Genomic DNA, 15,865 nt, shown 5'->3' with positions numbered 1-15,865 from the left:
CTCGCGTGTCGACCAACGAAGAAAAGCTCCTCGACTACCTCAAGCGGGCCACGGCGGACCTCGGCCGGACCCGACAGCGGCTGCGCGAGGTCGAGGCGGCGGCGCACGAGCCGATCGCCGTGGTCGGCATGGCCTGCCGCTATCCCGGCGGGGTGGGTACGCCGGAGGAGCTGTGGCGGCTCGTCGCCGACGGTGTCGACGCGGTCGGCGACTTTCCGCGCGATCGCGGCTGGGACGTCGACGGCATCTACGACCCGGACCCCGCCCGCTCCGGCCGGACCTACACCCGGCGCGGCGGCTTCCTGGCCGGCGCGGCCGACTTCGACGCCGAACTGTTCGGCGTCAACGCGCGCGAGGCGCTGGCGATGGACCCGCAACAACGGCTGCTCCTGGAGACCTCCTGGGAGGCGTTCGAGCGCGCCGGCATCGACCCGAGCTCGCTCGAAGGCAGCCCGATCGGTGTCTTCGCCGGCGCCATCTCCTCTGGCTACGTCGAGCGGCTCGGCACCATTCCCGAAGAGGTCGAGGGATACCTCGGCACGGGCGGCATGGTCAGCGTCGCCTCCGGGCGGATCGCCTACACCCTCGGTCTGGAGGGGCCGGCCGTCACGGTCGACACCGCGTGCTCGTCCTCGCTCGTGGCGATCCACCTCGCCGTGCACGCGCTGCGCCGGGGCGAGTGCACGATGGCGTTGGCCGGCGGCGTCACCGTGCTGTCGACGCCGGGCATCTTCATCGAGTTCAGCCGACAGCGCGGCCTCGCCCCCGACGGGCGCTGCAAGGCGTTCGCCGCCGCGGCCGACGGCACCGGCTGGGCCGAGGGCGCGGGCGTACTGCTCCTGGAGCGGCTCGGCGACGCCCACCGGGCCGGGCGCCCGGTGCTGGCCGTCATCCGGGGCAGTGCGGTGAACCAGGACGGCGCCAGCAACGGCCTGACCGCCCCCAACGACCGCGCGCAGGAGCGGGTCATCCGGCAAGCCCTCGACGCCGCGCGGCTGAACGCCCGCGATGTCGACGCGGTCGAGGCGCACGGCACCGGCACCGTCCTCGGCGACCCGATCGAGGCCCGGGCCCTGCTGGCCGCCTACGGTCGCGACCGGCCCGCCGGGCAACCACTGCGGCTGGGCGCGGTCAAGTCGAACATCGGGCACACCGGCGCGGCGGCCGGCGTCGCCGGCGTGATCAAGATGATCGAGGCCATGCGGCACGACCTGCTGCCGCGGACGCTGCACGTGGACGAGCCGACACCGCACGTCGACTGGTCCTTGGGCGGTGTGGAACTGCTCACCCGGCCCAGTCCGTGGCCGCCGACCGGCCGCCCGCGCCGGGCCGGGATCTCGTCGTTCGGGGTCAGCGGCACCAACGCGCACGTGATCGTGGAGGAAGCACCGAAGCCGGCCACGGAGCACGCGGCGGGGGAGCCGGGCGGCGCGGACGCGACGGCCGGGGCCGGCGACCGCCTCCCCGCGGAGGCGACCACCGCCGACGCGGCAACCGACGCCCCCGGCCGAGGCCCGGCGGGCATCGACCCGCCCGCCCTGCCCTGGGTCCTCGGCGCCCGCACCGACGAGGCGCTGCGCGACCAGGCCGCCCGGCTCGCCGCGCACCTGCGCGCCCGCCCCGGCCTCCGGCCCGCCGACGTCGGCTACTCGCTGGCCACGTCGCGCGCCGCTCTCGACTCCCGCGCGGTCGTCGTGGGCACCGGCCCCGACGACCTGCTCGCCGGGCTCGACACGCTGGCCCGGGGCGAGGACGCGGTGAACGCCGTGCGCGGCCGGGCCGGGCAAGGCCCGCGCACGGCCTTCCTGTTCACCGGCCAGGGCAGCCAGCGCCCCGGCATGGGTCGGGAACTGTACGCGGCCTGGCCGGTGTTCGCCGACGCCTTCGACGCGGTGGCGGGCGAGCTCGACGCCCGACTGGCCGGGCAGGTCGACCGGCCGCCGGCCGAGGTCGTGCTGAGCGTCGACGACCCGGTCACCGAGGAACTGCTCGGGCGGACCGTCTACGCGCAGACCGGCCTGTTCGCGCTCCAAGTCGCCCTCTTCCGGCTGTACGAGTCGTGGGGCGTGCGCCCGGATCTGTTGCTGGGCCACTCGATCGGCGAACTGTCCGCCGCGTACCTGGCCGGGGTGTGGTCGCTGCCGGACGCCGCGGCGCTGGTCGCCGCCCGGGCCTGTGCGATGCAGGAACTGCCCGCCGGCGGCGCGATGATCGCGGTCGCCGCGAGCGAGGAGGAGGTACGCGCCGCGGTCGCCGAACACGGCGGCGCCGTCGACCTCGCGGCGATCAACGGCCCGGCCGCCGCGGTGCTTTCCGGGGACGTCGAACCGGTGCTCGCGCTGGCCCGGCAGTTCGCCGAACGAGGTCGCAAGACCCGGCGGCTGCGCACGAGTCACGCGTTCCACAGCGTGCACATGAACGGCATGCTCGATCGTTTCCGCGAGGTGGCCGGCACCGTTACGGCCGCGCCCGCGCGCATCCCGGTGATCTCCAACCTGACCGGCCGCCCCGCGAGCGCCGAGGAGTTGGGCAGCGCGGACTACTGGGCCCGGCACGTGCGCGGGACGGTCCGGTTCGCCGACGGCGTCGCCGCGCTCGCCGACGCGGGCGCGACCGCGCTGATCGAGCTGGGCCCGGACGGGGTGCTGACCGCGCTCGCCCGGGACTGCCTGGCCGCCCGCCGGCCCGTGCCCGCCACGATCCCGCTCTGCGTACCCGCGTTGCGCCGTGGCCGACCGGAAGCGGTCACCGCGGTACGCGCCCTCGGCGCGCTGCACCTGTCCGGCGGCCGGATCGACGGCGAGCGGTTCTTCGCCGGCACCGGCGCCCGCCGGATCGACCTGCCCACCTACGCCTTCCAGCGCAAGCGCTACTGGCTCGACGACGGCGCGGCGACGCCCGACGCGGCCGGCCTCGGACTGGTCGCCACCGGCCACCCGCTGCTCGGCGCCGAGCTGGGCCTGGCGGGCAGCGACGAACTGGTCCTCACCGGACGGCTGTCCCGGCGCACCCACCCCTGGCTGGCCGACCACGCGATCGGCGGCAGCGTGCTCTTCCCCGGCACCGCGTTCGTGGAGGTCGCCGTCCGGGCCGGCGACCGTGCGGGCTGCCCGCATCTGGCCGAACTCACGGTGCAGACACCGCTCGGCGTTCCCGAGGACGCCGCGGTACGGCTCCAGGTCACGGTCGGGCCGGTCGAGGAGCACGGCCGCCGTCGGGTCGAGGTGCACTCCCGGCGCGAGGACGCGGTGGATCGCGGGTCGGGCGCGGACGGCGAGTGGTCCCGACACGCGGTCGGCGTCCTGGCCCCCGAGACCGCCGCCGCGAGCGCGCCCGGCACGGACCCCGCCGACTCGGCGACCTGGCCGCCGGCCGGGGCCGAACCGGTGGACCTCGGGGACTTCTACGCCGACCTCGCGGCCGACGGATTCGGGTACGGCCCCTCCTTCCGAGGACTGCGCGCCGCCTGGCGGCTGGACGGCCGGGTGTACGCCGAGGTGGCCCTGCCCGGCGAACACACCGCCGAGGCCGCGGACTTCCTGCTGCACCCGGCGCTCTTCGACGCCGCCCTGCACGCCGGCGGCCTGACCGGGCTCGGCCGGGACACCGGGCGGCCGCGGCTGGTGTTCTCCTGGAGCGGGGTGAGCGTGCACGCCGTCGGCGCCCGGGCGCTGCGCGTACGGCTGTCGGTCACCGGCCCCGACGCGGTCGAACTGGTCGCCGCCGACGGCTCCGGCAATCCCGTGGTCTCGGTACGCGAACTGGTGACGCGCCCGGCCGGCCCCACGGAAACGGCCGGCGGCTCGCTGTTCCGGCTCGACTGGGCCGCGCTCGCACCGCCCGAGCAGTCGCGGGAGACGATCGCGGGCCCGTGGGCCGTACTGGGCGTCGACCCCTTCGGTCTGGGCGACGCGCTGCGGCGCACCGGGATCGCGGCGCGCGCGTACCCCGATGCCGCCGCGCTCGCCGAGGAGTCCGCGACCCCCGCCGTCGTGCTGCTTCCGCTCGCCCCGGTCTCCGCGCCGGAGTTGCCCGAATCGGCCGACCGGGCCGTGGAACGTATGGTGCACACCGTCCAGGGTTGGCTGATGCACCCCGCGTGGCAGGCGACCCGGCTGGTCGTGCTCACCCGCGGCGCGGTCGCGGCCCGCGACGACGCGGGCGTCACCGATCTGACCCACGCGCCCGTCTGGGGGCTGCTGCGCTCCGTACAGGCCGAACACCCGGGACGGTTCCTGCTCGCCGACCTCGATGCGCATCCCGACTCGCCGACCGCGCTGCCCGACGCGGTACGGGCGGCGTTCGCCGCCGACGAACCGCAGACGGCCGTCCGCGCGGGCGTGGCGCTGGTCCCGCGGATCGTCCGAGCCGACACCGACCGGCTGTTGCCCGCGGCCCCCGACGGCCCCTGGGTGCTGGACACCACCGGAGCGGGCGACCTGGACCGGCTCGCGCCGCTGCCGTTCCCGGCCGCCGCCCGCGCGCTCGCCCCGCACGAGATCCGGCTCGCGGTACGCGTCGCCGGCCTCAACTTCCGCGATGTGCTGGTGGGTCTGGGCATGGTGCCCGCCCACGTCGGGATGGGCACCGAGGCCGCCGGAGTGGTCACCGAGGTCGGCTCGGCCGCAGGCGACTGGCAACCCGGCGACCGGGTGACGGGCCGGGTGCCCGCCTCGCTCGGTCCGATCGCGGTCGTCGACCACCGGGCCGTCGTACGCATCCCGCCGCGGTGGACCTTCGCCGAGGCCGCCGGCATGCCGGTCGTCTTCCAAACCGCCCACCACGCCCTGTTCGAGCTCGCCGGCCTGAGGCCGGGCGAATCTGTACTGATCCACGCGGCGGCCGGCGGCGTGGGCATGGCCGCCGTACAACTGGCCCGGCACTTCGGCGCCGAGGTCTACGCCACGGCGAGTCCCGGCAAGTGGGACACCCTGCGCGAACTGGGCCTGGACGACCGGCATATCGCCTCCTCCCGCTCGCTCGACTTCGAGCACGCCTTCGCCGGCGCGGGCGACGGCCGCGGCGTCGACGTCGTGCTCAACTCGCTGGCCCGCGAGTACGTGGACGCCTCGCTGCGGTTGCTGGCACCCGGCGGCCGGTTGATCGAGCTCGGCAAGACGGACCTGCGCGACCCCGGCCACACGGCCGAGTCGTATCCGGGGGTGAGCTACCGGCCGTTCGTCGACCCCGGCCCCGAGGTCATCGGCCGGATCCTCACCGAGATCGTCGGCCTCGTCGACAGCGGCGCCGTGCACCTGCTCCCGACGCGCAGTTGGGACATCCGGGAGGCCGCGCACGCCTACCGGTACATGAGTCAGGCCAAACACGTGGGCAAGATCGTGCTCACCGTGCCCGCCGCGCTCGATCCCGACGGCACGGTACTGATCACCGGCGGCACCGGCGCGCTCGGCGGCCTGCTGGCCCGGCACCTGGTGACCGAGCACGGCGCCCGACACCTGGTGCTCGCCGGCCGGGCCGGCGAGCGGGCCCCGGGCGCGGCGGCACTGCGCGCGGAACTGCGCGGGCTCGGCGCCGTACACGTCGAGATCGCCGCGTGCGACGTGGCCGACCGGGCGCAACTCGCCGAAGTACTGGCCCGGGTGCCCGTCGCGCACCCGCTCACCGCCGTCGTGCACGCCGCGGGCGTGGTCGAGGACGGTGTCGTCACCTCGCCGACGGCGGATCGACTGCGCCGAGTACTGCGCCCCAAGATCGACGGCGCGGTGAACCTGCACCGGCTGACCGCCGACGCCGACCTCGCCGTGTTCGCCCTGTACTCCTCGGCGGCGGGAGTGTTCGGCGGTGCGGGACAGGGAGGCTACGCGGCGGCCAACACCTTCCTCGACGCACTCGCCCACCATCGCCGGGCCGGCGGCCGGCCCGGCGTGTCGCTCGCCTGGGGACTGTGGGATCAGGCGAGCGAGATCACCGCCGGCCTCGGCCCGGCCGACCGGGCCAGGGCGGCGCGCTCCGGGATGGTGCCGCTGTCCTCGGCACAGGGCCTGGCACTGTTCGACACCGCCGCGGATCTGCCCGACCCCCTGCTGTTGCCGGTCCGCGTCGACGGCGCGGCCCTGCACCGCGGTGCCGGCGCCGTGCCCGCCGCGATGCGCGGCCTGATCCGCGGCCCGGGGCGGCCCGGTGCCCGGAGCGCAGCCCGGCCGGAACCCGCCGCCGACCTGGTGCGGCGGCTGGCCGCACTGGCCGAGGCCGACCGGCGCCCGTTGTTGGTGGATCTGGTCCGCGGCCACGCGGCCACCGTGCTGGCCCTCGACGGCGCGGACGCGGTGGATCCGCACCGCGGTTTCACCGACATCGGCTTCGACTCGCTGACCGCCGTGGAGCTGCGCAACCGCCTCGACGCCGCCACCGACCTGCGGCTGCCGGCCACCCTGGTCTTCGACTACCCGACCCCGGCCGACCTGGCCGACCACCTGTTCAAGGAACTCGTGCCCGACACCGCCGCCGTCGCGGTGCCCGCGGTGCTGGAGGAACTCGACCGCCTGGCGGCCCGGCTCGCCGGGGTGCGCGCGGACGGGTACGACCGCGCCGAGATCTCCGCGCGGATCGACCGGCTGCGCACCGCGTGGCGCGGCGGGGGGATGCGCGCCGACGGCGCCCCGGAAACCGCCCCGTCGAACGCGGCGGCGCGACTCGAGGAGGCGAGCGCCGACGAGGTGCTCGACTTCATCGACCGCGAACTGGGCCCGGCGTGACCCGCGTTCGCCCCGTTCCGCCGATCCTGGGAAGGACCGCCACCACGATGCCGGACCGCGATACGCCGGACCAGCACAAGCTGGTCGGCTACCTCAAGCGGGTGGCCGCGGAACTGCACGAAGCACGCGCGGAGTTGCGCCGCGCCGAGCAGCGGGAAGCGGAGCCGATCGCGATCGTCGCGATGGCCTGCCGCTTCCCCGGCGGCGTCGGATCGCCCGAGGAGCTGTGGCGCATGCTGGCCGAGGGCCGCGACGCCCTGACCGGCTTCCCCACCGATCGCGGGTGGCCGGTCGACGGGCTGTACCACCCCGACCCCGACCACCCCGGTACCAGCTACGTCCGCGAGGGCGGCTTCGTCGAGCACGCGACCGACTTCGACGCCGGCTTCTTCGGTATCTCGCCGCGCGAGGCGCTGGCGATGGACCCGCAGCAGCGGTTGTTGCTGGAGACGTCGTGGGAGGTGTTCGAACGAGCCGGGATCGACCCGACCGTGCTGCGCGGCTCCGCCACCGGAGTGTTCGTCGGTGCCGTCGACATGGACTACCTGGCCGGCATGGACGTACCCGACGAACTCGGCGGCTACCTCGCCACCGGGAACGCCGCGAGTGTCGCCTCCGGTCGCCTCGCCTACACCTTCGGCCTGGAGGGGCCCGCCGTCACGATCGACACGGCCTGCTCGTCGTCGCTGGTCGCGCTGCATCTCGCCGGCCAGGCGCTGCGCGCCGGCGAATGCTCGATGGCGCTGGCCGGTGGCGTCACGGTGATGGCCAACCCGGGGGTGTATGTGGAGTTCGGCCGGCAGCGGGTGCTCGCCGCCGACGGCCGCTGCAAGGCGTTCGCCGCCGACGCCGACGGCACCGGGTGGTCCGAGGGCATCGGCATGCTGCTCGTCGAACGGCTCTCCGACGCGCGCCGCAACGGCCACCGGGTCCTGGCGACCATCCTCGGCTCGGCCGTCAACCAGGACGGTGCGAGCAGCGGGCTCACCGTGCCCAACGGGCCCTCGCAGCAGCGGGTGATCCGGCAGGCGCTGGCGAACGCGCGGCTGAGCACCCGGGATGTGGACGCCGTCGAGGCGCACGGCACCGGCACCGCGCTCGGCGACCCGATCGAGGCCCGGGCCCTGATCGCCACCTACGGCCGGGAACGGCCCGCGGACGCGCCGCTGTGGCTGGGCGCGCTCAAGTCCAATATCGGGCACACCACCGCCGCCGCGGGGGTGGCGGGGGTGATCAAGATGGTCATGGCGATGCGGCACGGCATGTTGCCCAGGACGCTGCACGTGGACGCGCCGACGCCGCATGTGGACTGGTCGGCGGGCGCGGTGGAGTTGTTGACCCGGGCGCGTGCGTGGCCGGAGACCGGCCGGCCGCGGCGCGCCGCGGTGTCCTCGTTCGGGATCAGCGGGACCAACGCGCACACGGTTCTCGAGTACCGCCCGCCCGAGCCGGTCGACGCCCCGAGCGCCGCGTCGCAGGCCGATCCGGGCGTGCTGCCGTACCTGCTCTCCGCCAAGACACCACCGGCCCTGGCCGCCCAGGCCGAGCGGCTGCACGCGCACCTGGTGGCCGGCGGCGCCGACATCGCCCCGGCCGACCTCGCCGCCGCGCTGGCCGGCACCCGCGCCGCGCTGGACCACCGTGCGGTGGTGACGGCCGCGGACCGGGCCGAGTTGCTCGCCGGGCTCACCGCCGTCGCGGAAGGACGCCGGACCGGAGGCACGACCGTCGGCGTCGCGCGGGCGAACCGCCGACCGGTGTTCCTGTTCAGCGGGCAGGGGAGTCAGCGGGTCGGGATGGGGCGTGAACTGTACGGGGCGTTCCCGGTGTTCGCGGCGAGTTTCGATGCGGTCGTGGCGGAGTTGGATCGGCGGCTTGCCGAGCGTGTCGGGTTTTCGGTGCGGGATGTGGTGTTCGGGGTGGAGGGTACCGAGGGGTTGTTGGACGAGACGGTGTTCACGCAGGCGGGGTTGTTCGCGGTGGAGGTGGCGCTGTTTCGGTTGGTGGAGTCGTTCGGTGTGCGGCCGGAGTTCGTGTTGGGGCATTCGATCGGTGAGCTTGCGGCGGCGTGTGTGGCGGGTGTGTGGTCGCTCGCGGATGCGGCGGTGGTGGTGGCTGCGCGGGGTCGGTTGATGCAGGCGTTGCCGGCGGGTGGGGCGATGGTCGCGGTGCGGGCGGGTGAGGCCGAGGTGCGGGCTGCCCTGGTCGGCCGGGGCGGCGGGGTCGGTGTGGCCGCGGTCAACGGGCCGAGTTCCGTGGTGGTTTCGGGGGACGAGGCCGCCGTGTTGGCGGTCGCCGCGTTCTTCGCGGAGCGCGGGTGTCGGACCAGGCGGCTTCGGGTGGGCCACGCCTTTCACTCGGCGCGGATGGAGCCGATGCTCGCGGAGTTTCGGACGGTGCTCGCGGGCGTCTCGTACGCGGCTCCACGGATCCCGGTGATCTCCAACCTCACCGGCGCGGTAGCCGCCCAGGGCGAGTTGACGGACCCGGACTACTGGGTGCGCCAGGTACGCGAACCCATCCGCTTCGCCGATGGTGTCGCCGCGGTCGGCGCCCTGGGTGAGCCCGTACTGCTGGAGGTCGGGCCCGACGGGGTGCTGACCGCGATGGCCCGCGAATGCCGCGGCCCATCCGTCGAGACACTCGCCGTCCCGGTGATTCGCCGGGATCGATCGGAACGGGCCACGCTCACCGCGGCGTTGGGCGCGCTGCACGTACACGGGACGCCCGTGGACTGGACCGCGTTCCTCCCCGGCGGCGGCGGGTCGGTCGACCTGCCCACCTACGCGTTCCAGCGACAGCGGCACTGGCCGGCCCCGTTGGCCGACCCACGGGCCGCCGGCGGCGCCTTCGACGACCCGGACACCTGGCGGTATCGGGCCGAGTGGGCGCCCTGGACCGAACGATCCGGCGCGGAACCGTTCGGCACCTGGGTCGTGGTGAGCCATCCGGCGAGCCGGCACGTCGACGCGTGTGCGCGTGCGCTCGAACGGCGCGGTGCCGCCGTGCGACGGCTCGAGGTCGACGCGTCGGAGTGCGATCGCGGTGTCCTCGCCGAGCACCTGCGCCGTTTCGGCCCCTTCGACGGGGTGCTCTCGCTGCTGTCCGACCTGCCGGGCGAGCGCGCCGACCTGCCCCGTCTCCCCCACGGCCTGGCGGCCACCCTCGCGCTCGTCCAGGCGTTCGCCGACACCGAGCCGGGGGCCAGGTTGTGGTGCCTGACCACCGGCGCCGTGTCCATCGCCGAGCACGACCCGGCCGGGTACCCCGACCAGGCCGGAATCTGGGGACTCGGTCGGGTTGCCGCGCTCGAACTGCCCAACGTCTGGGGTGGCTTGGTGGACCTCGCGGACGCCGGGCCGCGTGCGGCGAGCGCCGTACCGGCGGAGCCGCGGACCGGCGAGGCCGTCGACGTGTGGTCCCGCCTCGCGGATGTGCTCGCGCACGGCGCCGAGGACCAGGTGGCGATCCGTCCCGACGGGGTGCATGTACGCCGCCTGGCCCGCGGGCCGGCCGTCACCGAGGCCGACGACCACCTCTGGCAGCCGTCCGGCACGGTACTGATCACCGGCGGCACCGGCGGCCTCGGCGCGCACGTGGCACGGTGGGCGGCGACCGCGGGCGCGGAGCGGCTGGTTCTGGCCGGTCGGCGCGGCGCGCGGGCCCCGGGGGCCGAGGCCCTCGCGGCCGAACTGACCACCCTGGGCGTCGGCGTGCTGATCGAGAGCTGCGATGTGGCCGACCGGAGCGCGGTGGAGCGCCTCGTGCGACGGATCGACGCCGACGGGCCGCCGCTGAGCGCGGTGGTGCACGCCGCCGGGGTGGCGCAGGCCGCGCCGATCACCGACACGGATCCGGTCGAGGCCGCGCGGATCACCGCGGGCAAGGTGGCGGGCGCGGCCAACCTGGATGCCGTGCTGGGCGAACGGTCCCTGGCGGCGTTCGTGCTCTTCTCCTCGATTGCCGGTGTCTGGGGCAGCGGCGGCCAAGGAGTCTACGGAGCCGCCAACGCACACGTGGACGCGCTGGCCCGCGACCGGCGCGCCCGCGGCCTGGCCGCGACGTCGATCGCCTGGGGTCCGTGGGCCGGGGGTGGCATGGTCGAGCAGACCGACGGGGACCGACTCGCCCGGCTCGGCCTGCGGGCGATGCCCCCGGAAGCCGCCGTGCACGCGATGGCCCGCGCGGTGGGCCGGGGGGACACCGAAGTGGTCGTCGCCGACGTGGACTGGCTCGTCTTCGCCCCGCGCTTCACCTCGCTGCGTCCGAGCCCGCTGCTCGACGGCCTCCCCGAGGTCGGCGCCGCGCTCGCCGCGCGGGCCGCGCCGGCCGGCGCCCCGAGGGTGGCGGACCCCGGCCTGATCGGTCGGCTGGGCGCCGCGGGCGCGGCCGAACGCGAGACGATCCTGCTGGACCTGGTGCGCGGCGAGGTCGCGGCCGTCCTCGGCCACACCTCGGCCGGGCAGGTGCCGGCCGACCAGGCCTTCCGCGACCTGGGATTCGACTCGCTGACCGCCGTCGAACTGCGGGACCGGCTCGGCCGCGCGACCGGTGTCGAACTGCCGAGCACGCTGGTGTTCGACCACCCGACCCCCACCGACCTGGCCGCCCGGCTGCGGACCGCGCTGACCGGCGACGACGAGTCCGTACTCGCCCCGGTCCTGGCCGAACTCGACGTCCTGGAGGCCGCGTTCGGGCGAGTCGCGGACGAGGATCCGCAGCTCCGAGCCCGAGTCGCGCTGCGCATGCGGCGCTTCCTGGAACGGCTCGGCTCGCTCGACCGGGAGCACACCGCGGCAGCCGACGAGGCGGGTGTCGCGTCCGCCTCCGACGACGAACTGTTCGCGCTGCTCGACGACCATCTCGAAACCCCCGGGCAGGCCCCGAAAGGTGAGCACTCATGAGCGGCAGCGAAGACAGGCTGCGGGACTACCTCAAGCGCGCGACGGTCGACCTGCAGCGAGCCCGGGCCCGCATCGCGGAGTTGGAGCGCCCCGAGCCGATCGCGGTGATCGGCATGGCCTGCCGCTTCCCCGGCGGCGTGCGCTCGCCCGAGGACCTGTGGCGGCTGGTCGCCGACGGGGTGGACGCGATGGGCGGATTCCCGACCGACCGGGGCTGGGCGGTCGAGGACCTGTACCACCCGGACCCCGACCACCCGGGCACCAGCTACACCCGAGAGGGCGGATTCCTGGACGACGCGGGCGAGTTCGATCCGGCCTTCTTCGGGATCTCCCCGCACGAGGCGCTCGCCATGGACCCGCAGCAGCGGCTGCTCCTGGAGACCTCGTGGGAGGCGTTCGAACACGCCGGGGTCGATCGGCGCACCCTGAGGGGCAGTTCGACCGGCGTCTTCGTCGGCGGCACCCCCAGCGGCTACGGCAGCGGGGTGCGGCGCCTGCCCGAGGGTGTCGAGGGGTACGCGCTCACCGGCGGCGTCGGCAGCGCGATGTCGGGCCGGGTTTCCTACGCGCTCGGCCTCGAAGGCCCCGCGGTGACCGTGGACACCGCGTGCTCGTCCTCGCTGGTGGCGCTGCACCTCGCCGTCCGGGCGCTGCGCGGCGGCGAGTGCACGATGGCGCTCGCGGGAGGGGCCGGCGTGATCACGACCCCGGCCGTCTTCGTCGAGTTCAGCCGGCAGCGCGTGTTGTCCGCCGACGGCCGGTGCAAGCCGTTCGCCGCCGCGGCCGACGGCACCGGATGGTCCGAGGGCGTCGGCATGCTCCTGGTCGAACGGCTTGGTGACGCGCGCCGCAAGGGCCACCCCGTACTGGCCGTGGTGCGCGGCAGCGCGGTCAACCAGGACGGCGCGAGCAACGGCCTCACCGCCCCCAACGGCCCCGCGCAACGACGGGTGATCGAACAGGCGCTGGCCGACGCGGGCCTGGCCCCCGCGGACATCGACGCGGTGGAGGCGCACGGCACCGGTACCCGGCTGGGCGACCCGATCGAGGCCCGGGCCCTGATCGCCGCCTACGGCAGCGGCCGCGACCCCGAACGGCCGCTGTGGATCGGCTCGGTGAAGTCCAACTTCGGCCATACCGCGGCGGCCGCCGGTGCGGCCGGGATCATCAAGACGGTCATGGCGATGCGCCACGGCGTGCTGCCCAAGACTCTGCACGTGGACGAGCCGACCCCGCACGTGGACTGGTCCGCGGGCACCGTGGAAGTGCTCACCGAGGCCAGGAGTTGGCCCGGCGGCGCACGACCGCGCCGCGCCGGCGTCTCGTCCTTCGGGATCAGCGGCACCAACGCGCACCTGATCCTGGAACAGGCCCCCGAGCCGACCGCCGACGACCACGCGGAACCGGAGCCGGAGCAGGATCGCAAGCCCGATTCGCCGGTGTTGCGCGACCCTGCCGTGCTGCCCTTCCTCGTCTCCGCGGCCGGCCCCGAGAGCCTGCGTGCCCAGGCCGCCCGACTGGCCGCCCACCTGGACACCGACGCCGGCCGCGCCGCCTCGCTGCCCGACCTGGCACACTCCCTGCACGCCACCCGGTCCGCCCTGCCACACCGCGCGGTCGTCCGGGCCGCCGGCCGCGACGAACTCCGACACGCGTTGGCCGGTCTCGCCGCGGGCACCCCGGTCGCCGCGGTCGCCAGGGGCCAGGCCCGGTACGGCGAACGGGTCGTGTTCGTCTTCCCCGGCCAGGGCTCGGAGTGGGCCCGGATGGCGGTGGAACTGCTCGACAGCGCGCCGGTGTTCGCCGAACGCATCGCCGCCTGCGGGCAAGCCTTGGACCCGTACGTGGACTGGTCCCTCGAAGAGGTGCTGCGCGCCGACGCGGACGCCGCCAAGGTGTGGCTCGCGCGCGTCGACGTGCTCCAGCCGGTGTTGTGGGCCGTGATGATCGGCCTGGCCGAACTGTGGCGCTCCTGCGGCGTCGAACCCGCCGCCGTGGTCGGCCACTCGCAGGGCGAGATCGCCGCGGCCTACATCGCGGGCGGCCTGAGCCTGGCGGACTCCGCGAAGATCGTCGCCCGGCGCAGCCAGGCCGTCGGGGTGTTGGCCGGGCGCGGCGGCATCCTCTCCGTCGGCGAGCCGGCCGCTCGGGTCGCGGCCCGGCTGGAACGGTGGCCCGGACGGCTGTCGGTCGCCGTGATCAACGGACCCGGCTCCACCGTGATCGCCGGCGACACCGCCGCCCTGGACGAACTGACGGCGGTGTACGAGGGCGAGCGGATACGCCACTGGCGCGTCCCCACCACGTACGCCTCGCACAGCGCCCACGTGGAGGAGATCCGCGACCGGCTCGCCGACGCCCTCGCCGGGATCGAACCGCGCCCGGGCCAGATCCCCTTCTACTCGACGGTCACCGCCGGCCGGCAGGACACCGCCGGCCTCGACGTCGAGTACTGGTACCGCAACCTGCGGCAGACCGTGCGCTTCGAGGAGACCGTGCACGCTCTCCTCGAAGCCGGACACACCGCCTTCGTCGAGGTCGGCGCCCATCCCATGCTGGCCCCGGTGATCGAGCAGGTGCTGGACGGAACGGACCGGTCCGCCGTCGCGTTCGGCACCCTGCGCCGCGGCAGGCCGGACGTGGAGCGTTTCCTCGGCTCGCTCGCGGAAGCCCACGTGCACGGGCTGCCGGTGGCCTGGACCGCGGTCCTCGGCGCCGGCTTCGGCCGGCGCGTCCCGTTGCCGACCTACGCGTTCCAACACCGGCACTACTGGCTGGAGTCCGGCACCGGCCGGGCCGGCGCGGGTGACGCCGCCGAGCTCGGGCTCGCCCCCGTCGACCACCCGCTGCTGCTCGCCGGCACCACCCTGTCCGAACTCGGTCACCTCGTGCTCACCGGCCTGATCTCGGCGCGCACCCACCCCTGGCTCGCCGACCACACTCTCGCCGGCAGCATCCTGTTGCCGGGCAGCGCCTTCGTGGACCTGGCGATCCGTGCGGCCGACGAGGCGGGCTGCGGTCGACTCGACGAACTCGACCTCGAAGCCCCGCTGATCGTGCCGCCGACCGGCGCGGTACGCATCCAGATCGTGGTCGGCCCGCCCGACGAGACCGGCCGCCGCAGCCTGACCACGCACTCCCGCCTCGCCACCGACCGGGCGGCGGACGACGGAGGTTGGCAGCGCAACGCCAGTGCCACACTCGGGCCCGTGGACCCCGTGGACCCCGTGGACCCCGTGGACCCCGTGGACCTCACCGGACCGGCCGCCGATTTCGAGTCGACCGCATGGCCGCCGACCGGCGCCGTCCCGCTCGACACCGCCGACCTCCACGAGCAGGCCCGCGCCTCGGGCCATGCGTACGGGCCCGCCTTCCGGGGCCTGGAACAGGCCTGGCGGGTCGGCACCGAGGTATACGCCGAGGTCGCGCTCGACGACCGCGAACGCGACGAGGCCGGACGATACGGCCTGCACCCGGCGCTGCTGGACGCCGCACTCCTGGCGTACAGCCCGGACGACTCCGGTGATCGGGACGCCGGGATCCCGGTGCCGTGCGCCTGGAGCGGCGTCTCGCTGTACGCCTCGGGCGCGCGGCGGCTGCGCGTGCGGCTCGTGCCCGCAGGCGCCGACACGGTCACCGTGCTGGCGGCCGACGGCGCGGGTGCCCCCGTGCTGCGCGCCGACTCCCTCGTGTTTCGCCGGATCCCCGTCGACCGGATCCTCGACACCGGTCCGGCGGCGCCGATCCTGCGCGACCTCGCCCCGGTCCCGGCCCGGCGCGCCGCGTCGGACGACACGGCCGCCGCGGGACCCTCGCCGGCGCAGCGGTTGTCCGGACTGTCCCCGGCCGACCGGGAGGAGTTCCTCCTCGACCTGGTCCGCGCCCATGTCGCCGTGGTGCTGGGCCACGGGTCGGCCGGCGTGGTGGATCCGGACCGGGCTTTCCGCGACCTCGGCTTCGACTCGCTCACCGCCGTGGAACTGCGCAACCGCCTCACCGCCGACACCGGTCTGCGGCTGCCCGCCACGCTGGTCTTCGATCACCCCACGCCGGTCGATCTGGCCCGCAGGCTGCGGGCGGACCTCGCCCCGGAGCCGGTCGACGAACCACCCTCCGCCACCGAGGACCCGGCCGGATCGGCCGCCGCCGGCGCGCTCGCCGAGGAGGCCGCCGCGTCGATCGCGCTGATGGACGCCGACGAACTCATCCGCCTCGCGCTCGACGGCCCCGGCGACTCCTGAGACC

At 75.3% G+C, this 15,865-nt stretch carries 1 protein-coding gene and 2 pseudogenes; all 3 read left to right on the top strand.

The features are described 5' to 3' along the window. Positions 1-8: 8 nt before the first annotated feature. Positions 9-6,716, top strand: a pseudogene (locus OG948_RS03800) (SDR family NAD(P)-dependent oxidoreductase); the annotation flags it as partial. Continuing rightward, the gene (locus tag OG948_RS03795; RefSeq protein ID WP_406293820.1) at positions 6,713-11,620 is read left to right on the top strand and encodes a type I polyketide synthase; all 4,908 of its coding nucleotides are present in this window, start codon (positions 6,713-6,715) and stop codon (positions 11,618-11,620) included. The pseudogene OG948_RS03800 and the gene OG948_RS03795, both read left to right, overlap by 4 nt. 8 nt (positions 11,621-11,628) lie before the next feature. Further along, positions 11,629-15,861 (top strand): annotated as a pseudogene (locus OG948_RS03790) (type I polyketide synthase); the annotation flags it as partial. Between the last annotated feature and the right edge of the window lie 4 nt (positions 15,862-15,865).

The sequence above is a fragment of the Embleya sp. NBC_00888 genome (assembly GCF_045207655.1).
Lineage (GTDB): Bacteria > Actinomycetota > Actinomycetes > Streptomycetales > Streptomycetaceae > Embleya.
The sequence above is the reverse complement of the archived record's forward strand: the minus strand, read 5'-3'. Positions and strand labels throughout refer to the sequence as shown.